The organism is Streptomyces sp. NPDC019443, assembly GCF_044389785.1.
Taxonomy (GTDB): domain Bacteria; phylum Actinomycetota; class Actinomycetes; order Streptomycetales; family Streptomycetaceae; genus Streptomyces.
In genome coordinates, this window is sequence record NZ_JBIRYJ010000032.1 from 14,157 (window position 1) to 33,447 (window position 19,291).

18 protein-coding genes and 1 riboswitch are annotated in these 19,291 nt (G+C 70.6%); of the genes, 9 read left to right on the forward strand and 9 right to left on the reverse strand.

Annotated elements, in window-relative coordinates; translation table 11 throughout:
• Positions 1-130 precede the first annotated feature (130 nt).
• A complete protein-coding gene (locus tag ACH492_RS39090; protein ID WP_398994068.1) occupies positions 131-817 on the forward strand; it encodes a response regulator transcription factor in 687 nt (228 codons plus the stop codon).
• Positions 814-2,283, forward strand: a complete 1,470-nt coding sequence (locus ACH492_RS39095; RefSeq protein WP_398994070.1) for an ATP-binding protein — start codon at positions 814-816, stop codon at positions 2,281-2,283. The genes ACH492_RS39090 and ACH492_RS39095 overlap by 4 nt, the downstream gene beginning before the upstream one ends.
• 35 nt (positions 2,284-2,318) lie before the next feature.
• On the opposite strand, the gene ACH492_RS39100 is transcribed toward ACH492_RS39095, so the two are convergent.
• From ACH492_RS39100 to ACH492_RS39110, 3 genes are all read right to left on the reverse strand, one after another.
• The gene (locus tag ACH492_RS39100) at positions 2,319-3,872 is read right to left on the reverse strand and encodes an ABC transporter substrate-binding protein (RefSeq protein ID WP_398994102.1); all 1,554 of its coding nucleotides are present in this window, start codon (positions 3,870-3,872) and stop codon (positions 2,319-2,321) included.
• Between the two features lie 109 nt (positions 3,873-3,981).
• Positions 3,982-5,646, reverse strand: a complete 1,665-nt coding sequence (locus tag ACH492_RS39105; RefSeq protein ID WP_398994072.1) for a metallophosphoesterase — start codon at positions 5,644-5,646, stop codon at positions 3,982-3,984.
• Between the two features lie 11 nt (positions 5,647-5,657).
• Positions 5,658-5,930: an SCO4848 family membrane protein gene (locus ACH492_RS39110; protein ID WP_398994074.1), complete on the reverse strand. Its 273-nt coding sequence runs from the start codon at positions 5,928-5,930 to the stop codon at positions 5,658-5,660.
• Between the two features lie 121 nt (positions 5,931-6,051).
• On the opposite strand from ACH492_RS39110, the gene ACH492_RS39115 reads away from it, so the two are divergent.
• Positions 6,052-7,257, forward strand: coding sequence for a D-alanyl-D-alanine carboxypeptidase family protein (locus ACH492_RS39115; protein ID WP_398994076.1), 1,206 nt, complete (start codon positions 6,052-6,054; stop codon positions 7,255-7,257).
• Here ACH492_RS39115 and ACH492_RS39120 read toward each other — a convergent pair.
• From ACH492_RS39120 to ACH492_RS39130, 3 genes are all read right to left on the reverse strand, one after another.
• The gene (locus ACH492_RS39120; protein ID WP_398994078.1) at positions 7,226-8,134 is read right to left on the reverse strand and encodes a YihY/virulence factor BrkB family protein; all 909 of its coding nucleotides are present in this window, start codon (positions 8,132-8,134) and stop codon (positions 7,226-7,228) included. The genes ACH492_RS39115 and ACH492_RS39120 overlap by 32 nt on opposite strands.
• Before the next feature lie 146 nt (positions 8,135-8,280).
• Positions 8,281-9,240: a decaprenyl-phosphate phosphoribosyltransferase gene (locus tag ACH492_RS39125; protein WP_398994080.1), complete on the reverse strand. Its 960-nt coding sequence runs from the start codon at positions 9,238-9,240 to the stop codon at positions 8,281-8,283.
• Positions 9,233-9,790 (reverse strand): phosphatase PAP2 family protein, encoded by a 558-nt coding sequence (locus ACH492_RS39130; protein WP_398994082.1) that lies wholly within the window; start codon positions 9,788-9,790, stop codon positions 9,233-9,235. The genes ACH492_RS39125 and ACH492_RS39130 overlap by 8 nt, the downstream gene beginning before the upstream one ends.
• A gap of 229 nt (positions 9,791-10,019) precedes the next feature.
• On the opposite strand from ACH492_RS39130, the gene ACH492_RS39135 reads away from it, so the two are divergent.
• Positions 10,020-11,354: an FAD-binding protein gene (locus ACH492_RS39135; protein ID WP_398994104.1), complete on the forward strand. Its 1,335-nt coding sequence runs from the start codon at positions 10,020-10,022 to the stop codon at positions 11,352-11,354.
• 12 nt (positions 11,355-11,366) lie between these two features.
• On the forward strand, positions 11,367-12,122 hold the full coding sequence (locus ACH492_RS39140) for a decaprenylphospho-beta-D-erythro-pentofuranosid-2-ulose 2-reductase (protein WP_398994083.1): 756 nt from the start codon (positions 11,367-11,369) through the stop codon (positions 12,120-12,122).
• A gap of 12 nt (positions 12,123-12,134) precedes the next feature.
• Here the strand turns inward: ACH492_RS39140 and ACH492_RS39145 are convergent, their stop codons facing one another.
• Positions 12,135-12,716, reverse strand: coding sequence for a 2'-5' RNA ligase family protein (locus ACH492_RS39145; protein WP_398994085.1), 582 nt, complete (start codon positions 12,714-12,716; stop codon positions 12,135-12,137).
• A 126-nt stretch (positions 12,717-12,842) separates the two neighbouring features.
• On the reverse strand, positions 12,843-13,856 hold the full coding sequence (gene trpS / locus ACH492_RS39150; RefSeq protein WP_398994087.1) for a tryptophan--tRNA ligase: 1,014 nt from the start codon (positions 13,854-13,856) through the stop codon (positions 12,843-12,845).
• A gap of 46 nt (positions 13,857-13,902) precedes the next feature.
• Between trpS and ACH492_RS39155 the strand changes: the two genes are divergently transcribed.
• From ACH492_RS39155 to ACH492_RS39165, 3 genes are all read left to right on the forward strand, one after another.
• Entirely contained in the window at positions 13,903-14,526 is a 624-nt protein-coding gene (locus ACH492_RS39155; RefSeq protein WP_398994089.1) for an RNA polymerase sigma factor, read from the forward strand.
• A gap of 28 nt (positions 14,527-14,554) precedes the next feature.
• On the forward strand, positions 14,555-15,373 hold the full coding sequence (locus tag ACH492_RS39160; RefSeq protein WP_398994105.1) for a hypothetical protein: 819 nt from the start codon (positions 14,555-14,557) through the stop codon (positions 15,371-15,373).
• 97 nt (positions 15,374-15,470) lie between these two features.
• Positions 15,471-16,184, forward strand: a complete 714-nt coding sequence (locus ACH492_RS39165; protein ID WP_398994091.1) for a hypothetical protein — start codon at positions 15,471-15,473, stop codon at positions 16,182-16,184.
• 163 nt (positions 16,185-16,347) lie between these two features.
• Here ACH492_RS39165 and glyA read toward each other — a convergent pair whose 3' ends face one another.
• Positions 16,348-17,616 carry a serine hydroxymethyltransferase gene (gene glyA, locus ACH492_RS39170; protein WP_398994093.1) on the reverse strand — a complete coding sequence of 423 codons (1,269 nt, stop codon included), beginning with the start codon at positions 17,614-17,616 and terminating at the stop codon, positions 16,348-16,350.
• Positions 17,617-17,783: 167 nt separating this feature from the next.
• Positions 17,784-17,874, reverse strand: a riboswitch (ZMP/ZTP riboswitch).
• Between the two features lie 121 nt (positions 17,875-17,995).
• On the opposite strand from glyA, the gene rocD reads away from it, so the two are divergent.
• Positions 17,996-19,201, forward strand: a complete 1,206-nt coding sequence (rocD, locus tag ACH492_RS39175; protein WP_398994095.1) for an ornithine--oxo-acid transaminase — start codon at positions 17,996-17,998, stop codon at positions 19,199-19,201.
• Positions 19,202-19,291 lie beyond the last annotated feature (90 nt).

Sequence of the window (19,291 nt, forward strand, 5' to 3'; positions counted from 1 at the left end):
TCCGTCTCCCCCGGGCCGGTCTCCAGAATCGGCCGCGGACACGGTCCGTGGCGTGACGCGGCCATGACTCTCAAGGAACTCCAAGACAGTGACCCGCCCCCCGCACCGGGAACACGCCGATACTGAGGGCATGGACCATGAGGGAGCGACCGTGCTGGTCGTCGAGGACGAGCCGAGCATCGCCGACGTCCTCGCCATCGCACTGCGCTATCACCGCTTTGAGGTGATTACGGCCGGAAGCGTACGGCAGGCACAGCAGCTGGCCGGGCAGACGCGCCCCGATGTGGCGCTCCTCGATGTGATGCTTCCGGACGGCGACGGGCGGGCGCTGGGGCGTGAACTGCGCGCCCTGCACCCCGATACGGCCGTCGTCTTCGTCACCGCGCGCGACGCGCCCGCCGAGATCGTGGGGGCGCTCGGCTTCGGCGACGACTACATCACCAAGCCGTTCAACGTCGACGAGGTGATCGCCCGCATCAGAGCCGTACTGCGGCGCACCAGGCCCGCGGATGTGCTGCCGGTGCGGCCGCCGCTGCGGTACGGGGATCTGGAGCTGGACGACGCGACGTACGCGGCGCGGCGCGCGGGCTGCTCGGTGCAGCTCACGCCCACCGAGTACGCGCTGCTGCGTTTTCTCGTACGCAACGGCGGGCGCATCGTCCCCAAGGAGCAACTGCTGCGCCATGTCTGGCAGTACGAGCACCAGGCCGAGTCGACCGTCGTCGAGACGTACATCAGCTATCTGCGGCGCAAGCTGGACCCCTTGGGACCGCCGCTGATCACTACCCGCAGGGGCGTCGGATACGGGCTCGCATGAGGTGCAACCACCGCGGCATCCATTCCCTGCGCGGCCGCCTCACCCTGGTCAATGTGGCACTGCTGGCTCTCGGCATCGTCGCGGCCACCGCGGTCAGCCTGATGGGCATGCGGCACTATCTGCTGGACAACGTCGACTCCGAGCTGCTTGGGTCCCGCAACGCGCTGCAGGGCGCCGGCCTCACCCAGAAGCAGATCGACTCGCTGAGCGCGATCGGGGCGCTGCGCGACAAGTACGACCCCGAGAGGGCGGCGGCGAGGACCCTGCCCCGGGCGGACACCGTCTTCGTCGCCCTCGACGCGAAGGGGCAGCCCATCGCCTTCGCGGGAATCGCGCCCACGGAGAGGCAGCACGAGCTCACATCGGCCGTCGGCGACCCGGCTGTGTTCGCCGGGTCCGCAGAGGCGCACGACCTGAAGCTCGACGGCGACGCGTACCGCGGCGTCGGGGCGCGCCTCGCCGACGGCACGTTCGTGCTGATGGCGACCTCCACCGAGTCCGTGCACGGGGCCATCAAGAAGGCGCTCAAGCTCGATCTCGCGCTGGGCACCGTCCTGTTGACCTTCCTCGCAGTGGGCACCATGCTCGGCACGCGCCATCGGCTGCGGCCGCTGGAGGACATGGTGGAGACGGCCTCCGCGATCGCCGAGGGCGACCTCACGCGACGGGTGCCGGGCAGCCGCGATCCGGTCACCGAGATCGAGCAGCTGCGGGTCGCCCTCAACTCGATGCTCCACCAGGTCGAGTCGGCCTTCGAGACGCGCGAGCACAGCGCGGCCCAGCTGCGGCAGTTCGTCGCGGACGCCTCGCACGAGCTGCGTACGCCGCTGTCCGCGATCCGCGGCTATCTGCAGCTGTACGACAAGGGGATGCTGCGCGAGCCCGCCGAGCGGACCAGGGCGCTGGCCCGGATGACCGCCGAGGCCGACCGGATGGGACGGCTCGTCGAGGAGCTGCTGACCCTGGCCGGGCTGGACCAGCAGGCCCAACTTCGGCTGTGTTCGGTCGACTTGAGCGCTCTGGTGCGGGACGCGGCGGACGATCTGCGGGCCCAGCAGCCGCAGCGCCCGCTCGACGTACGGGCCGACGGCGCGATGGTCGTGCACGGCGACGAGTCCGGGCTGCGGCAGGTCGTCGGCAATCTGCTGGCCAATGTACGTGCCCACACCCCGGCCGACGCGCCGGTACGGGTGGAGCTTGCGCGCGAGGACGGCGCGGGGCACGGCTCCGGAGCGGTGCGGCTGCGGGTCGCGGACGAGGGGCCCGGCATGTCCCGCGAGGACGCGGACCGCATCTTCGACCGCTTCTTCCGGGCGGCCGGCGGCGGGAGTCAGCCTGCGGGCAGCGGGCTGGGCATGGCGATCGTGCAGGCGGTGGTCGCCTCGCACGGCGGCGCGGTGACGATCCGGACGGCGCCGGGCAAGGGCCTGGCGGTGACGGTGGCGCTCCCGGCGGCTGTGACCTAGGCCCGGACATCACCGTTCAGATCCAGCCGAACCGTTCAGATCCAGCCGAGCTCCCAGAGACGCCAGATGCCGGTGCCGTCCGTCAAATACTGCGAGCCGTTGACGTCCTCGCTGCTCAGTACGTAGTCCTTCTTCTGCCACAGCGGCACCAGCGGCACATCTTTCGCGACCTCCCGCTGCAGCGATTTGAAGTCCGCCGTGGCGCGGGCGCGTTCGCTGTACTGCTGAGTCGAGGCGATCAGCCTGTCGACGGTCTTGCTCTCATAGCCGTTGTGGAGGGTGGAGTCCTTGCCGACGAGCGGCTGGCTGAAACTGTCGGGGTCCGGGAAGTCCGGGATCCAGCCGATGGTGTACGCGTCGTACCGCCCCTTCGCGTAGTCCTTCTGGAACACCTTCCAGTCCTCGGCCACGACCTTCACCTTGAACAGCTCGGTCGCCTCCAGCTGGCGGCGCAGCTCGGCGGCCTCCTGCGCCGGGCCGCTGTCCGCACGGTGCACCAGGGTGAAGCTCACCGGGGTCCCGACCCCGGCGTCGGCCAGGAGTTTCCTGGCGCGCTCCGTGCTGGGCTGCGGATACACGTCGAAGAAGGGGTTGCTGTGCGCCAGCGTCCCCTGCGGGATCAGGGAGTACAGCGGCTCCACCGTGGAGTGGTAGACCGAAGTGACCACCTGGGGGCGGTCGATGACCGAGGCGATCGCCTGCCGGACCGCCTTCTTCGCCATCGGCGATCCCGGCCGTACGTTGAAGACGAGGTTGCGGATCTCCGCGCTCTCCGACTCGTTGATGCGAGTGCCCGAGCCGCTGGGGTCGAGGCCGGCGATCACCTTCGCCGGCAGCTGCCGGTGGGTGACGTCGAGCTGCTTGGCCTTCCAGGCCGCGGCGAGCTCGTCGGAGCTCTCGAAGTAGCGGATCAGCACAGGCCCGCCGGTCTTCGTCAGCGCGCCCCTGTACTTCGGGTTGGGTTCGAGCCGGGCACTGACGCCGGGCTCGTACGCCTTCAGTACGTACGGTCCCGAACCGTCCACGGCAGAGCCCTCACGCAGGCTCTTCTCCGGGTACTGGGTGTGGTCGACGATCGACCCGGCGCCGGTGGCGACCTTCTGCGGGAAGGTCGCGTCGCGCGCGCTGAGGTTGAAGGTGACCGTCTGGCCCTTGGCGACGACGTTCATGAGTGTCGCGAAGAGAGGCTGCGGGCCGACGTCCGTCTTGATGCGCAGCATGCGGTCGAAGGAGTACTTCACGTCCTCGCCGGTGATCTTGCGGCCGTTGGAGAAGGTGAGGTCGTCGCGCAGCTCGCACTGGTACGTCTGGAGCTTCATCCCGATGAAGCGGCAGCCGCGGGCGGCGTCGGGGACCGGGGTGATGCCGCCGGGCTTGAAGGTGAGGAGCGACTGGTAGACATTGCTGTACATGGCCCAGGAGCCGGCGTCGTACGCCCCCGAGGGGTCAAGGGAGGTGACGACGTCGGACGTCCCGACGGTGACCGGATCCCTATTGGCCTCGTCCGACGGTAATAACTGCCAGCCGCCCACTGCCGCGGCCAGGACCACCACGCAAGTGACAAGTATCCGTAACCGAATCGACTGCACTGCAGTGCTCATCTTCACGCCCACCCCTGTTCGTGATGGCGCTCAGCCAATCACAGGGGCTTGACAAGAGGAAGGGAAGCTTGTATTGCACAGGGAACTTTGACCTCGGCTATGCCTGGCGGGAAGCGAGCTGTACGACGGTGATGTCGGAGGTGGCCCCCACGCGCACGGGCGGGCCCCACGCGCCCGCTCCCCGGGTCACGTAGAGCTGGGTGTCGCCGTACCGTTCGAGACCGGCGACGGTGGGGTTGGCGAGAGCGGCGAGGTAGTTGCCGGGCCACAGCTGACCGCCGTGGGTGTGCCCGGAGAGCTGGAGGTCCACCCCCTGTTTCACCGCGTCATGGATGACGACGGGCTGGTGCGCGAGCAGGACTGAGGCGCGGGCCCGGTCCCGGTCGCCGAGGGCCTTGCCGAAGTCGGGGCCGTCGCCCTCGCTCTCGCCCGCGACGTCGTTGACGCCGGCGAGGTCGAAACCGGCGATCTCGACGCGCTCGTTCCGCAGCGGGCGGAGCCCGAGCTCGCGGACGTGGTCGATCCACTCCTCGGCGCCGGAGAAGTATTCGTGATTGCCGGTCACGAAGAAGGTCCCGTGCCTCGCCCGCAACTGCGCGAGCGGCTCGGCGGCGGGCCCGAGGTCGGCGACGCTGCCGTCGACGAGATCGCCGACGATGGCGACGAGGTCGGGCGAGGTGGCGTTGATGGTGTCGACGATGCGCTGGCTGTGCGCACGGCCCAGGATCGGCCCGAGATGAATGTCGCTGACGACGGCGATCCGGAACCCGTGGGCTGCGCGCGGAAGTTTGCCGAGCGGCACGGTGACCCGCTTCACCCGGGGCCCACGGAGGACGCCGTACGTCCCGTACCCAACGGTTCCGAGAGCGACGGCGGCGGCGCCTCCGCCGACGACACGAGCCACGAACAGCCGCCGGGAGAGGGCTGCACCGCGGCCCGCGACGTCGGCGCCCGGGTCGGGCACGGCGTCCGAGGCGGCCGCGGTTCCGGCGGCCGCGGCGGCAGGCCCGGCCGGATCCGCGTGCGTGTCGGGGACGACAGGGTCGGCGGGGGCCTGGGCGACCAGGTCGGCGGGCTCGGCCCGAACCGGGGCCGGACCGGCCGGGTCGGCCGGGTGCGTGTCCACCACGGCAGTGCCCGGCGCTGCGGCGAAGCCCGCGGCGGCCGGGTCAGCGAGACCGGCCGCCTCAGTCAGTTCGGTGGACTCGGCCCGAACCGGGGCCGGGGCCGCGTCAGTCAGGTGCGCGGCCGGTGCCGCGGCGACCGGGTCAGCGGGCTCGGCGGGAGCCGCGGCGACCGTACCGGGGTCCCCGTGCGCCGCGGTGCGGAACGCACCCACGTGCGCGTCCGGTGCCGCGGCAGGCTCGGGGGCCTGGGGGGCTTGCCCCCCAGTTTCGGGAAAGGGCGGGGTGGGGGAATTCCCACCCGTCGCCCCGGACGCCCGCCGCTCCAGCACCCGCCGCAGCAGCGGCCGCACCCCCTCCCCCACCACCAGCCCCAGCGTCAGATACAGCAGCACCGCCAGCCACAGATACCCCGGCCACGCCAGCACCCGCTCCAGCCAGAACGGCGCCCCCGCCCGCCCCGACACCAGCGCCCCCACCGTCAGCACCGGCAGTACCCACGCCGCCGCCGTGCCCACCCGACGGGCCACCCCGCCGCGCGCCGTCGTGTCGCGGACCAGCCGCCGCCACACGTACCAGTGCACGCCCCCGAGCAGGGCGACAACCACAACCACCACGAGCAGGACAACCACCAGCACGGACCGCTCCTCTAATCCCTGTCAGCCCGAGCGCGCCCGTCGCGCCCCTCTCGGCGCAATGCGCGCACCCCACGCAACCCGATCACTCCGACGACCGTCCCCAGAAGAAAGGACGTGATGGCGAGCAGCAGATGGACCCAGAAGTAGGCCGTCGGGTCACCCGCGTCGTCGAAGGCAAGCCCGCTCCCGTCCTTCCACAGGTTCTTGACGAAAGTGATCCAGATGAACCAGCTCCACACCCCGAAGGCGAGCAGGAACCAGGAGACGGGGCGGCTGAGCTTCATGGACTCAGTATCGCGGCCGTCCTCCGACCGGGGCCTCCGGGGTGGGCTGTCCCAGCGTTGCTCCCGGCGGGTCACCGGGCTGATAACCATATTTTCTGCAAAGGCATGTACGTTCTCGTCCGTGTCTGCTTTGAAGAGGACCGCATTGACGGTCGCCGCCGCCGCGTTGCTGCCTGCCCTCGCCGTCGCCCCCGCGTCGGCGGACACTTACGACGACCTGGCAGACGAGAAACGCCCGAACCCTCCGGCCTCCATGTCCACCGTCGGCGGCGCCCAACTCGGCAAGGCAGGCACCCAGGTCAGCCTCGGCCCCGGCGCGCCCGTCCTGCCCGAGGAGGTGAGCGGCCGGTCCTGGATCGTCGCGGACGCGGAGAGCGGCGAGGTGCTGGCCGCGCACAACGCCCACTGGCGGCTGCCCCCGGCATCGACGCTCAAGATGCTGTTCGCGGACACCGTGCTCCCCCGGCTGCCCAAGACCGAGATCCACAAGGTGACCAACGACGAGCTCGCGGACGTCGGCGACGGCAGCAGCCTGGTCGGGGTCAAGGAGAACCAGACCTACTCCGTGCACGATCTGTGGCTCGGCGTGTTCCTGCGCTCCGGCAACGACGCCGTGCATGTGCTGGCCTCGATGAACGGCGGCGTTTCCAAGACCGTCCAGGACATGCAGGAACACGCCGACGAACTGCAGGCGCTCGACACGCATGTCGTCTCGCCCGACGGTTACGACGCGAACGGCCAGGTCTCCTCCGCGTACGACCTGACCCTCATCGCCCGCAGCGGCATGCAGAAGAAGGACTTCCGCGAGTACTGCTCGACGGCGAGCGCCGAGTTCCCCGGCGAAAAAGTCGAGGGCAAGCAGCGTGGGACGTTCGAGATCCAGAACACCAACCGGCTGCTCACCGGCGCCTACGGCATCACCCCGTACAAGGGCATCGCGGGCGTCAAGAACGGCAACACCACGCACGCGGGCGCGACCTTCACCGGAGTGGCCGAGCGGAACGGCAAGGTGCTGCTCGTCACCGTCATGAACCCGGACTCCGGGGAGAGCCAGGCGGTCTACAAGGAAGCGGGAAGGCTGCTCGACTGGGGCTTCGCGGCCGCCGGGAAGGTCAAGCCGGTCGGCGAGCTGGTCCCGCCGAAGTCCGCCACCCCGTCACAGGGCGCGGAGCCGGCCAACAACGGCGCTCCGGCGAAGACCGCCGCCGACGCGAAGCAGGGCTCCGGCGGCATCGGCATCGCGCTCGCCGTCATCGGCGGGGTGCTGGTGCTGCTGACTGCCGGCGTGTTCCTGGTCAACCGCCGCTGGCCGCTGCGCCGCCGCTAGCCCTGCCGGCCGCCGCTTCTTCAGCGTTCTTGCTCGGCGTCGCCGTCCAGGCGGCGCAGAACAGCATGAGCTTCGCGGTGAAGTTGATCCACAGCAGCAGGGCGACCGGGACGCCGAAGGCTCCGTACATGCTCCTCGCGGCTACGCCCCTGATGTAGCCGCCGAGCAGCAGCTTGAGCAGTTCGAACCCGACCGCGCCGATCAGCGCCGCCACCACCAGGCGGCGGCGCTGCGGCTGCACGCCCGGCAGCAGCGTCAGAACGTAGAGCAGCAGCAGGAAGTCGGCCAGCACGGCGATCGCGATCGCCGCGATCTGAAGCAGTACGCCCTCGGCTCCGCCTTCGTCGATGCCGAGCCGGTCAGCGCTCCAGCCGACGGCGGTGGAGCCGAGGACGGAAGCGGCGAGCGAGACGAGCACGGTCACGCCCAGCCCGAGCAGTACGAGCCCGTCCTTGAGCCTGCGCAGGACCGGGTTGTCCTCGTCCTCGTCGTCCAGCTCCCAGACGGCGCGCAGGCACTCCCTTATCGAGCCGACCCAGCCGATGCCGGTGACGAGCAGCAGCGCGCCCGCGACGAGCCCGACCGTACCCGCGTTCGCGACCAGGGAGTTGATGTCGAGCTGGTCGGAGATGCCGGGCACCTGCTCGGAAATCTTGTCCTCGAGCTTCTTCAGCTGCTCCTTGTCGAGCAGCGCGGCGCCGATCGCCGCGGCCACGGTGATCAGCGGGAAGAGCGCGAGAAAGCTGATGAAGGTGATCGCGGCGGCGAGCCGCGACCAGTGCACCCGGTCGAGCGTCTCGTAGGAACGCCAGGCGTGAGTCCGCATCAGCCGGGCGACGAGCGGGCCGATGACGGGGAGTTTGGTCAGCCATTCCATGTCGTACGCGTACCCTCCGCACCGAATACCAGCGTCCGGGTGCCCCAGAATCGCAGGCAGGTCTTCGCGGTAAGCGGGTCCCGGCCGAGCTCGGGGCACGGGACGTGCCGCGCGAGCCGGACGCGGGCCCGCCCGCCGCAGTCCGCTCACAGGTCGGCGACCGCCAGTCCGTACATCGCCGCCCACATCAGGCCGATGACGGCGAGCGCCCGGTCGCGCAGCACGACGTCCTCGGGTGCGCCGGCCGTGCCCCGGTCCGCGAAGACCGCGTACCGCAGCACCGCCAGGATGAACGCGATCACCGACAGCTGCCGCCAGGGAAGCAGCGCCTGGGCGGCCACGCCCCCGCTCTCCAGGGCCCACAGGCAGTAGGCAAGCACGGCCACGCCGGCCGCGAGCTGCCAGACGAAGCGCAGATACCCGGTCGTGTACTCGCCCAGCAGCGCCCGGGTCTCACCCTTGCGTCCCTCCATCTGCACGGCTTCGGAGTACCGCTTTGCCGCCACCATGAACAGCGCGCCGAAGCCGGTGGTGATCAGGAACCAGCGCGACAGCGGGATACCGAGCGCGACCCCGCCGATGATCGCGCGCATCAGGAACCCGGCGGTGACGACGGCGAGATCGACGACGAGGACGTGCTTGAGCCAGACGCAGTAGGCGAGTTGCATCGACAGATACGCGATGATCAGCGCGCCGGTCATGGCATTGCACAGGGCCGTCGCCCCGGCGACCGCGGCGACGCCGAGCACCGCTCCCACGGTGTGCGCGACGGTCACGGGCACCTCGCCGGCGGCGACGGGCCGGTGGCATTTGACCGGGTGGGCCCGGTCGGCGTCCGCGTCGAGGGCGTCGTTGATCAGGTAGACGGCCGAGGCGGCCGCCGTGAACAGGGCAAAGACGATGGCCAGTTGGACGGCGGCGTGCCGGGAGCCCAGATCTCCGGCGGCGGCGGGCGCGGCCACGACCAGGACGTTCTTGATCCACTGACGTGGCCGGGCGGTCCTGAGCAGCCCGACGGGCAGGGTCACGGCCCGGGGCTGAGCGGGCCGTCCTGGCCGGCCGGGGCGTTCCGGCCGCTCGATCAGCGCGGAGCCGCGCTCAGCCATTCCGCCCGCCTCCCGCTGCGGGCGGAGCCAGCGGGCGCGTCATCCAGGCCGCGCCCATGCCGGCGGTCAGACCGCCGAGTACGGCACCCGCCGCGATGTCCGTCGGGTAGTGGACGCCGACGACGAGACGGGACACACACATCGCGGCCGCCAGCGGCGGTGCCAGCCGACGGCCGGCCGGGCGCAGCGCGCCGAAGGCCACCGCGGCCGCGGCCGCCGAGGTGGCGTGTGAGCTGGGGAAGGAGTGGCGGCTCGCGATGCGGACGAGCGGCTCACGGTGCGGGAGTCGGGGGCGGGGGCGGCGTACTGCCCGCTTGACGCCCATGCTCGCCAGATGCGCGGCGCCCACGAGTGCGATGGCGCGGAGCCAGGCTCCGCGCCGCTCACGGTCGATCGCCGCGCCGACGAGCCCCCCGGCGAGCCAGAGCGCACCGTGCTCGCCGCTGAGGGAGAGCGCGCGGGCGGCTGCGGCGATCCGCGGCTGACTGCCGCAGTCACGCATCGCCGCCAGCAGCCGCCGGTCGGCGGCCACACAGTCGACGTATCTCATCTGCCACCCCTCTCATGAGCCAGGGGCGACTCTCGTCGGCGACCGGCCGACTTTCACGCCATTCTTTGATGACACTCGTATAATCACCCATTTCGGCGAGTCACCTGAGGTACCGCAGAAAGAGGGCATAGGTGGCTATACGGTCATGGGCGTGGCTCCCGACACCCGCATCACCGACGCACGTGCCAGTGCCGCTGCCAGCGCCGCTGCCAGTGCCGGTCCCGAGTTCGTGTCCGTCACCGGCTGGGGCCGGACGGCTCCGACGACCGCCCGCCTGCTGCGTCCCCGTACCCACGAAGAGGCCACGGCAGCGGTACGGGAGTGGGGCGCGCGCGGTGGCATCGCGCGCGGGCTGGGGCGGGCGTACGGCGACGCGGCGCAGAACGCGGGCGGAGCCGTACTCGACATGACCGGGCTGGACCGCATCCGCACCATCGACGCCGAGGCGGGCGCCGTCGTGTGCGACGCGGGCGTCAGTCTGAACCGGCTGATGGAAGTGCTGCTGCCGCTCGGCTGGTTCGTGCCGGTGACGCCCGGGACCCGCTATGTCACCGTCGGCGGCGCGATCGGCGCGGACATCCACGGCAAGAACCACCATGTGTCGGGTTCGTTCGCCCGCCATGTGCGCTCGCTGGAGCTGCTGACGGCGGACGGTTCAGTTCACACCGTCCTCCCCGGCACCGACCTGTTCGACGCGACGGCGGGTGGCATGGGCCTGACCGGCGTGATCCTCTCGGCGGCCGTCCGGCTCCACCGGGTCGAGACCTCCCTGATGTCCGTCGACACCGAACGGGCGGTGGATCTGGACGACTTGATGGCAAGGCTCACCGCCACCGACCACCGGTACCGGTACTCCGTCGCCTGGATCGACCTCCTCGCGCGCGGGCGCGCGCTGGGGCGCTCGGTCCTGACAAGGGGGGAGCACGCGCCCCTGGCCGCGCTCCCCCGGCGCGCCCGGCGGGCCCCGTTGTCCTTCCGCCCGGGACAACTGCCGCCCGCCCCCGGATTCGTACCGGAGGGGCTGCTCGGACGCGCAACGGTAGGGCTCTTCAACGAGCTCTGGTACCGCAGGGCGCCCCGCTCGCGCACCGGTGAGCTGCAGAAGATCTCGGCCTTCTTCCACCCCCTGGACGGCGTCCCGCACTGGAACCGGATCTACGGCCGCGGCGGCTTCGTGCAGTACCAGTTCGTCGTCGGGTACGGGCAGGAGGAGACCCTGCGCCGAATCGTGCAGCGCATCTCACGGCGCGGCTGCCCGTCGTTCCTGGCGGTGCTGAAGCGCTTCGGCGAGAGCGATCCCGGGTGGCTGTCCTTCCCGGTGCCCGGCTGGACGCTCGCCCTCGACATCCCGGCCGGGCTGACCGGGCTCGGCGCCTTCCTCGACGAGCTGGACGAGGAGGTCGCGGAGGCGGGCGGCCGGGTCTACCTGGCGAAGGACTCCAGGCTGCGCCCGGAACTGCTCGCAAAGATGTATCCGCGGCTGCCCGAATTCCGTTCCCTGCGGGCCGGTCTCGACCCCGGCGGAGTCTTCACCTCCGACCTGTCCCGCCGACTGACTCTCTAGGAGAACCGACCTATGAAGGACGCCTTCGGCAGCCCTCAGTCCCTGCTCGTCCTCGGCGGCACGTCGGAGATCGGCCTGGCCACCGCCCGCCGGCTCATCGCCCGCCGCACCCGCACGGTCTGGCTGGCCGGCCGCCCCTCCCCCGGCCTCGATGACGCGGCCGCCGAGCTCCGCAGGCTCGGGGCCGACGTCCGCACCGTCGCCTTCGACGCCCTGGACTGTGCCGCGCACGAGGATGTGCTGGGCAAGATCTTCGCGGAGGGCGACATCGACATGGTGCTGCTTGCCTTCGGCGTCCTCGGCGACCAGGCGAACGACGAGGCCGATCCGCCTGCCGCGGTCCGGGTCGCGCAGACCAACTACACGGGTGCGGTCTCGGCTGGTCTGGTGTGCGCCGGCGCACTGCAGAGCCAGGGGCACGGCTCGCTGGTGGTGCTCTCCTCGGCCGCCGGCGAGCGCGCCCGCCGCGCCAACTTCATCTACGGCTCCAGCAAGGCGGGCCTGGACGCCTTCGCCCAGGGTCTCGGCGACGCGCTGCACGGGACTGGCGTGCACGTGATGGTCGTACGCCCCGGATTCGTCGTTACGAAAATGACGGCGGGGCTGGCTCAGGCACCGCTCGCCACCACCCCCGAAGCGGTCGCCGCGGCCGTCGAACTGGGGCTGCGGCGCAGGTCCGAGACGGTGTGGGTGCCGGGGGCACTGCGCGTGGTGATGTCGGCGCTGCGGCATGTTCCGCGCCCGCTGTTCCGCAGACTGCCGCTCTGACGGAACCGGGGGTCAGAGGGTGGTGGCGGGCTCGTCGACCGGGGATCCCTGGGCGGGAACGGCCGTGACGCCGCCGCCGAAGGCGTACTCATGGAGCTTGCGCCACACGCCGTCCGCGCCCTGCTCGTACAGCGCGAAGGAGGCACAGGTCCAGGCCGCCTCGTACTCGGACAGCTCTTCGTAGGCCCGGTCCATCGCCTCCTCGGCGATGCCGTGCGCCACGGTCACATGCGGGTGGTACGGGAACTGCAGCTCACGCACGAGCGGCCCGGACGTGTCCCGCACCCGCTTCTGCAGCCAGGAGCAGGCCGCCGCGCCCTCGACGACCTGGACGAAGACGACGGGCGAGAGCGGGCGGAATGTCCCGGTGCCAAAGAGCCGCATCGGGAACGGCCGGCCGGCCGCCGCGACCTCGGCGAGATGCGCCTCGATCGCGGGCAGGGCCTCGGCGTGGACCTCGGTGGGCGGGAGAAGGGTGACGTGTGTGGGGATTCCGTGCGCGGCGGGATCCCCGAAGCCCGCGCGCCGCTCCTGGAGCAGGCTGCCGTAGGGCTCCGGGACCGCGATCGAAACGCCGAGCGTTACGGTCCCCACGTCGTTCTCCTCAGTCGTCGGTAGTTAGGTGTGCGCCGCCAGTGTGGCTGCTGCACCGTATGTGTGGCCAGAGTCCTTGGACACAGTGATGATTCAGTGCCGATTCGGTACGTACTCACTACGGACTCAGTGCTTCGCCGGCAAGAACCCCACCTTGTCGTATGCGGCGGCCAGCGTCTCGGCGGCGACCGCCCTGGCCTTCTCCGCGCCCTTGGCCAGAATCGAGTCCAGCGTCTCGGGATCGTCCAGATATTCCTGCGTACGGGTGCGGAAGGGAGTGACGAATTCCACCATGATTTCGGCCAGGTCGGTCTTCAGCGCGCCGTACATCTTGCCCTCGTACTCCGCCTCCAGCTCGGCGATGGTCTTGCCGGTGAGGGTGGAGTGGATGGTGAGGAGGTTGGAGACGCCGGGCTTCTCGACGGGGTCGAAGCGGATCACGGTGTCGGTGTCGGTGACCGCGCTCTTGACCTTCTTCGCGGTCGCCTTGGGCTCGTCGAGCAGATTGATCAGTCCCTTCGGCGCGGAAGCCGACTTGCTCATCTTGATCGACGGGTCCTGGAGGTCGTAGATCTTCGCGACCTCCTTGACGATGTGCGGCGCCGGGACGGTGAAGGTGTGGCCGAAGCGGGTGTTGAATCGCTCGGCGAGATCACGGGTGAGCTCGATGTGCTGGCGCTGGTCCTCGCCGACCGGGACGGCGTTGGCCTGGTAGAGCAGGATGTCCGCGACCTGCAGGATCGGATACGTGAAGAGCCCGACGGTGGCGCGGTCGGCGCCCTGCTTGGCGGACTTGTCCTTGAACTGCGTCATCCGGGAGGCCTCGCCGAAGCCGGTGAGGCAGTTCATGATCCAGCCGAGCTGGGCGTGCTCGGGGACGTGGCTCTGGATGAAGAGGGTGCAGCGCTCGGGGTCGAGACCGGCGGCGAGCAGCTGGGCGGCGGCGAGCCGGGTGTTGGCACGCAGCTCGGCCGGGTCCTGCGGCACGGTGATCGCGTGCAGATCCACGACCATGTAGAACGCGTCGTGGGTCTCTTGCAGCGCCACGTACTGGCGGATCGCGCCGAGGTAGTTCCCGAGGTGGAACGAGCCTGCGGTGGGCTGGATACCGGAGAGCGCGCGGGGTCGGTCTGAGGCCATGTTCATCATTCTCTCAGGTGTGGAACCGATCCCCGGCCGCCGGTGTATGAAAGGTGTGAGGACGCGGGAGGGGACCCTGGAAGCGGGTCCGGAGGGGGGCCGCATCGTCGACGAGGCTGCGGTGATCACGCGCGTGCGCGCCGGAGAGCCGGAGGCGTACGCGGAGCTGGTGCGCGCCCACACGCATGTCGCGCTGCGGGCGGCCGTGGCCTTCGGGGCCGGTGCGGACGCGGAGGATGTGGTGCAGAGCGCCTTCCTCAAGGCGTACCAGGCGCTGGGGCGGTTCCGGGACGGTGCCGCGTTCCGTCCGTGGCTGCTTCGGATCGTGGTCAATGAGACGAGGAACACAGTGCGCTCGGCGGTGCGGCTGCGGGCGCTCGCAGGGCGGGAGGCACTGCTGATCGGCTCCGAGCCGCTGATACCGGAGTCGGCGGACCCGGCGGTGGCGGCCCTGGCGGAGGAGCGGCGGACGGTGCTGCTGGCGGCGCTGGAGGAGCTGAGCGAGGAGCAGCGGCAGGTCGTCACCTACCGCTATCTGCTGGAGATGGACGAGGCGGAGACGGCCGAGGCGCTGGGCTGGCCGCGCGGCACGGTGAAGTCCCGGCTGAACCGCGCGCTGGCGAAGCTGGGGCAGCTCATTCCTGGGAAGGGAGGTGAGGAGCATGAGTGACGAGGAGCCGCACGAGGCCCTGGGCGAGATGCCGCACGAGGAGCCGCACGAGGAGCCGCACGAGGAGCCGCACGAGGAGCCGCACGAGGCATTGCGCCAGGAGCTGCGCGGGCTGGGGCGCGGGATCAGGATTCCGGACGTCGACGGCGAGACGATGGCCGAGCGGGTGCTGGCCCAGCTCCTCGCCGAGGGGGTGCCCCCTCCTGCCGAGCCGGGGCGGGCCGAGCGGTTCAGGCTCTGGACGCGCCGGAGGTGGCGCGCACTGACGATCGTCCTGTCCGGGGTGCTGGTGGTGCTCGTGCTCACGCCTCCGGTGCGGGCGACGGTGGCCGACTGGTTCGGATTCGGCGGGGTCGAGGTGCGGTACGACCCCACGATGCCGCCCCGGCAGGGGACCCAGCCGCCGTGGTGCCACGCGCCGGTGCCGCTGGCAGAGGCGGAGCGGCGCGCGGGATTCCGGGCGCGGGTGCCGGGCGGGCTGGGCGACCCGGACGCGGTCTCGGTGACCGAAGGGCCGGCGGGCCGGTCGGTGGTGAGCCTGTGCTGGAGCGAACGGGGGCGGACGATCCGGCTGGACCAGTTCCCGGCGAAGCTGGACCTCGGCTTTGCCAAGCAGGCGCGGATCATGCCGGAGTGGGTGACGCTGAGCGGCGGGATGGGGCTGTGGTTCGCCGAGCCGCATCTGCTGCGGTTCGGCATGACCGACGCCCGTGGCGAGATATGGATACACGCCGAGCGGACGGCGGGCCCGACGCTGCTGTGGACGGCGGACGAGCGGACGACCCTGCGGCTGGAGGGAGTGGCTCAGTTGCTGCGCGCCAAGGAGATCGCGGAATCGACGCGCTGAAATTGGCAGCCGGCGGGGTGGAACCTGAAGCGGGCGGGCGGTGTACCAGAGGTGACGCGGTGCGGACGGGCCGTACCGGACGTCGGCTGGGGGAAGTATGCGACTGCTGGGACGACTTGCCGCACTGGTGACGGTGCTCGCGCTGACGTGGGTCCTCGCCCCGGGCGCGGTGGCCGGAGGGCCGACCAGTGTGCTGATCACCTCCCCGGAGAGCAGCGAGACCGCGTCTCTCTACTACTCCGACACGGACTACACAGCCCTGTTGAACCTGCTGGGCGACGGTCCGACCAAGGGACAGACGGACCGGCCGCCGTCGCTGGACATGGCGGTGGACGCCCGGCAGATCAATGTGACCTGGATGGTCCATGACGTTCAGCCCTGGCGGGTGGACCGGGTGTATCCGAGCGACCGGGCGGGCGTGGTCTGGATACATACGGCGCGGAAAATGGAGTCGCAGAGGGGCTACTGGCACCAGGCACGGCAGCCCGCGGAGCTGAGCGGGCTCTTCAATAAGCTGGGCCTGATGGGCAAGAAGTCCGGCGGGGCCGGGGTGACTGAGTACCCGCCCGCCTGGGACGACGGGCAGGCTCAGGACCAGGGGCAGAGCCGGCAGGCGACGGCACCTGCCGCCGCGGGCTCAGCCTCCGACGACACCACCACGGGCTGGTGGTGGGCGATACCGGGGCTGGCGGCCGGGGCGGCACTGACTCTGGTGCTGCGGCCGCTGGCCTCACGGCTGCCGCGCCCGCCGTTCGGGCGGGGCGGCGGCACACCGGAGCCGGGACCGCGCCAGCAGTTGCTGGACGGCTAGGCGGTAGAGCCTGTTTCACGCGAACCGGCCGTCGGCCGGACCCGGTCAGCCGTCGCGGTCACCGATCCCCGGTCACCGATCCCCGGTCACCAATCACCGATCACCGGTCGCCGGTCGCCGGTCGCCGGTCATGGGTCATGGGTCATTCGTCGCGGTCACCGCACTAGGCGGTCAGCCCGGGCGCGGGGTACTCGGCCATCAGAGCCGCGACCTCGGCGCGAATCGCGGCCAGCGCGTCCTCGTCGCCCGCGCCGGCCGCGGTCACGCCCCGGTCGATCCAGGCGGCGACGGCGGCCATGTGCTCCGTACCGAGACCGCGGGAGGTGAGGGAGGGGGTGCCGATGCGGACGCCCGAGGGGTCGAAGGGCTTCCTCGGGTCGTAGGGGACGGTGTTGTAGTTGACGACGATCCCGGCTCGGTCGAGGGCCTTCGCCGCCACCTTGCCGGGCACCTCCTTGGGGGTGAGGTCCATCAGGATCAGGTGGTTGTCGGTGCCGCCGGAGACAAGGTCGAAGCCACGGGTCAGGAGCTCGTCGGCGAGCGCCTTGGCGTTGGCGACGACCGACTGGGCGTAGGTGCGGAAGGAGGGCTGGGACGCCTCGTGCAGGGCGACGGCGATCGCGGCCGTGGTCTGGTTGTGCGGGCCGCCCTGGAGGCCGGGGAACACCGCCTTGTCGATGGCCTTGGCGTGCTCCTCTCGGGACATCAGCATCGCGCCGCGCGGCCCCCGCAGGGTCTTGTGGGTGGTCGTGGAGATCACGTCCGCGTGCGGCACCGGCGAGGGGTGCGCGCCGCCCGCGATCAGGCCGGCGATGTGCGCGACATCAGCGACCAGGACGGCGCCGGACTCGCGGGCGATCTCCGCGAACGCTGCGAAGTCGATGGTGCGGGGCAAGGCGGTGCCGCCGCAGAAGATGATCTTCGGCCGCTCCTTGAGGGCGAGTTCACGCACCTCGTCGAAGTCGATGAGGCCGGTGTCCTGGCGTACGCCGTACTGCACGCCGCGGAACCACTTGCCGGTGGCGGAGACGCCCCAGCCGTGGGTGAGGTGGCCGCCCATCGGCAGGGCCATGCCCATCACGGTGTCGCCGGGCTCGGCGAAGGCGAGATAGACGGCGAGGTTGGCCGGGGAGCCGGAGTAGGGCTGGACATTGGCGTGCTCGACGCCGAAGAGGGCCTTGGCGCGGGCGATGGCGAGCCGCTCGACCTGGTCGATGTTCTGCTGGCCCTCGTAGTAGCGGCGGCCGGCGTAGCCCTCGCTGTACTTGTTCTGCAGCACGGTGCCGGAGGCTTCCAGGACGGCCCTGGAGACGTAGTTCTCGCTGGGAATCAGCCGGAGGGTCTCGGCCTGAAGCTGTTCCTCGGCGCCGATGAGGGCCGTCAGTTCGGGGTCGGTGGCGGAGAGTGCGGGGTGCTGCAGGGGAAGAGTCATGGTGTCCTCCGGGGCGATCCGTTGCTCGGTCGTTGTCCCGGGGTGCGGCTCGGCATCCCTCGCCGGAGGCGGAGGGCGCGGGCCGCACCACACGGGACGTGTCCCGGGGTGCAACTCGGGTTCCTCCGCCGAAGGCAGGGAGCGAGCGGCACCACACAGGACGGGTCCCGTGGTGCCCAGGCGGGCGGCACCTCGTGTGATCTTCCGCGCGCGGTTCCCTCGGGGTCACTTCCCCGTACGCCAGTCGCCGTGCGTAGTGTCCAGCCTAGCGGCCACGCCCCACAGCAAGGTTTCTTCGTCCACCATCCGAGCGACGATAGAAACAGGGGCATGACCCCGCCCCAGCCGGATGTCTTGTCTCTACTCGAACGGAGATCCCGTGTCTGCATCGGAGAGTGCCATTGCCTCCGCGGAGGCGCACAGCGCGCACAACTACCACCCGCTTCCCGTCGTCGTCGCCTCGGCCGACGGCGCGTGGATGACCGATGTCGAGGGGCGTCGCTACCTCGACATGCTCGCCGGGTACTCGGCGCTCAATTTCGGCCACGGAAACCGCCGGCTGATCGACGCCGCCAAGGCGCAGCTGGAGAGAGTCACGCTCACCTCCCGCGCCTTCTACCACGACCGGTTCGCCGACTTCTGTACACAGCTCGCCGAGTTGTGCGGCATGGAGATGGTGCTGCCGATGAACACCGGGGCGGAGGCGGTGGAGACCGCCGTGAAGACCGCCCGGAAATGGGGTTACCGGATCAAGGGCGTCCCGGACAACATGGCGAAGATCGTCGTCGCGGCCAATAACTTCCACGGCCGTACGACGACGGTGATCAGCTTCTCCACGGACCAGGAGGCGCGGGCGGACTTCGGTCCGTACACCCCGGGCTTCGAGATCGTTCCGTACGGGGACCTGACCGCAATGGACGCCGCGCTCACCGAGAACACCGTGGCCGTGCTGCTGGAACCGATCCAGGGCGAGGCCGGGGTGCTGGTGCCGCCGGCCGGGTATCTCGCGGGCGTACGACAGCTGACCCGCGAGCGGAACGTCCTCTTCATCGCGGACGAGATCCAGTCGGGCCTCGGGCGGACCGGCAAGACCTTCGCCTGCGAGCACGAGGGCGTCGTGCCGGACATGTATGTGCTGGGCAAGGCGTTGGGCGGCGGCGTCGTTCCGGTGTCGGCGGTCGTCTCCTCCAATGAGGTGCTCGGCGTCTACCGTCCCGGTGAGCACGGCTCGACGTTCGGCGGCAATCCGCTCGCCTGCGCGGTCGCCCTGGAGGTGATCGCGATGCTGCGCACCGGCGAGTTCCAGCAGCGCGCCACCGAGCTGGGTGAGCACCTCCACCACGAGCTGGGCCTGCTGACCGGCGGCGGTGCGGTGGAGACGGTACGCGGCCGCGGGCTCTGGGCGGGCGTCGACATCGCGCCCAGCCACGGCACCGGCCGGGAGATCTCGGAGAAGCTGATGGACCGCAGGGTCCTTGTCAAGGACACGCACGGTTCCACGATCCGGATCGCCCCGCCGCTGGTGATCAGCAAGGAGGACCTGGACTGGGGCCTGGACCAGCTGAGGGCCGTCCTGGGCGCCTAGTCTTCTGAGTCAGGAATTCTGTTGAGATGTGTAGGCTTGCTCTATGGCGGGGATGGGGCGGCCGAAGGCCGAGTTGACGCTGTCGGATGA

Coding starts and splice junctions, on each gene's coding strand:
- ACH492_RS39090 (WP_398994068.1), top strand. CDS start 131: ATGGACCATGAGGGAGCGACCGTGCTGGTCGTCGAGGACGAGCCGAGC.
- ACH492_RS39095 (WP_398994070.1), top strand. CDS start 814: ATGAGGTGCAACCACCGCGGCATCCATTCCCTGCGCGGCCGCCTCACC.
- ACH492_RS39110 (WP_398994074.1), bottom strand. CDS start 5,930: ATGAAGCTCAGCCGCCCCGTCTCCTGGTTCCTGCTCGCCTTCGGGGTG.
- ACH492_RS39120 (WP_398994078.1), bottom strand. CDS start 8,134: ATGGAATGGCTGACCAAACTCCCCGTCATCGGCCCGCTCGTCGCCCGG.
- ACH492_RS39125 (WP_398994080.1), bottom strand. CDS start 9,240: ATGGCTGAGCGCGGCTCCGCGCTGATCGAGCGGCCGGAACGCCCCGGC.
- ACH492_RS39130 (WP_398994082.1), bottom strand. CDS start 9,790: ATGAGATACGTCGACTGTGTGGCCGCCGACCGGCGGCTGCTGGCGGCG.
- ACH492_RS39140 (WP_398994083.1), top strand. CDS start 11,367: ATGAAGGACGCCTTCGGCAGCCCTCAGTCCCTGCTCGTCCTCGGCGGC.
- trpS (WP_398994087.1), bottom strand. CDS start 13,856: ATGGCCTCAGACCGACCCCGCGCGCTCTCCGGTATCCAGCCCACCGCA.
- ACH492_RS39155 (WP_398994089.1), top strand. CDS start 13,903: ATGAAAGGTGTGAGGACGCGGGAGGGGACCCTGGAAGCGGGTCCGGAG.
- ACH492_RS39160 (WP_398994105.1), top strand. CDS start 14,555: ATGCCGCACGAGGAGCCGCACGAGGAGCCGCACGAGGAGCCGCACGAG.
- ACH492_RS39165 (WP_398994091.1), top strand. CDS start 15,471: ATGCGACTGCTGGGACGACTTGCCGCACTGGTGACGGTGCTCGCGCTG.
- glyA (WP_398994093.1), bottom strand. CDS start 17,616: ATGACTCTTCCCCTGCAGCACCCCGCACTCTCCGCCACCGACCCCGAA.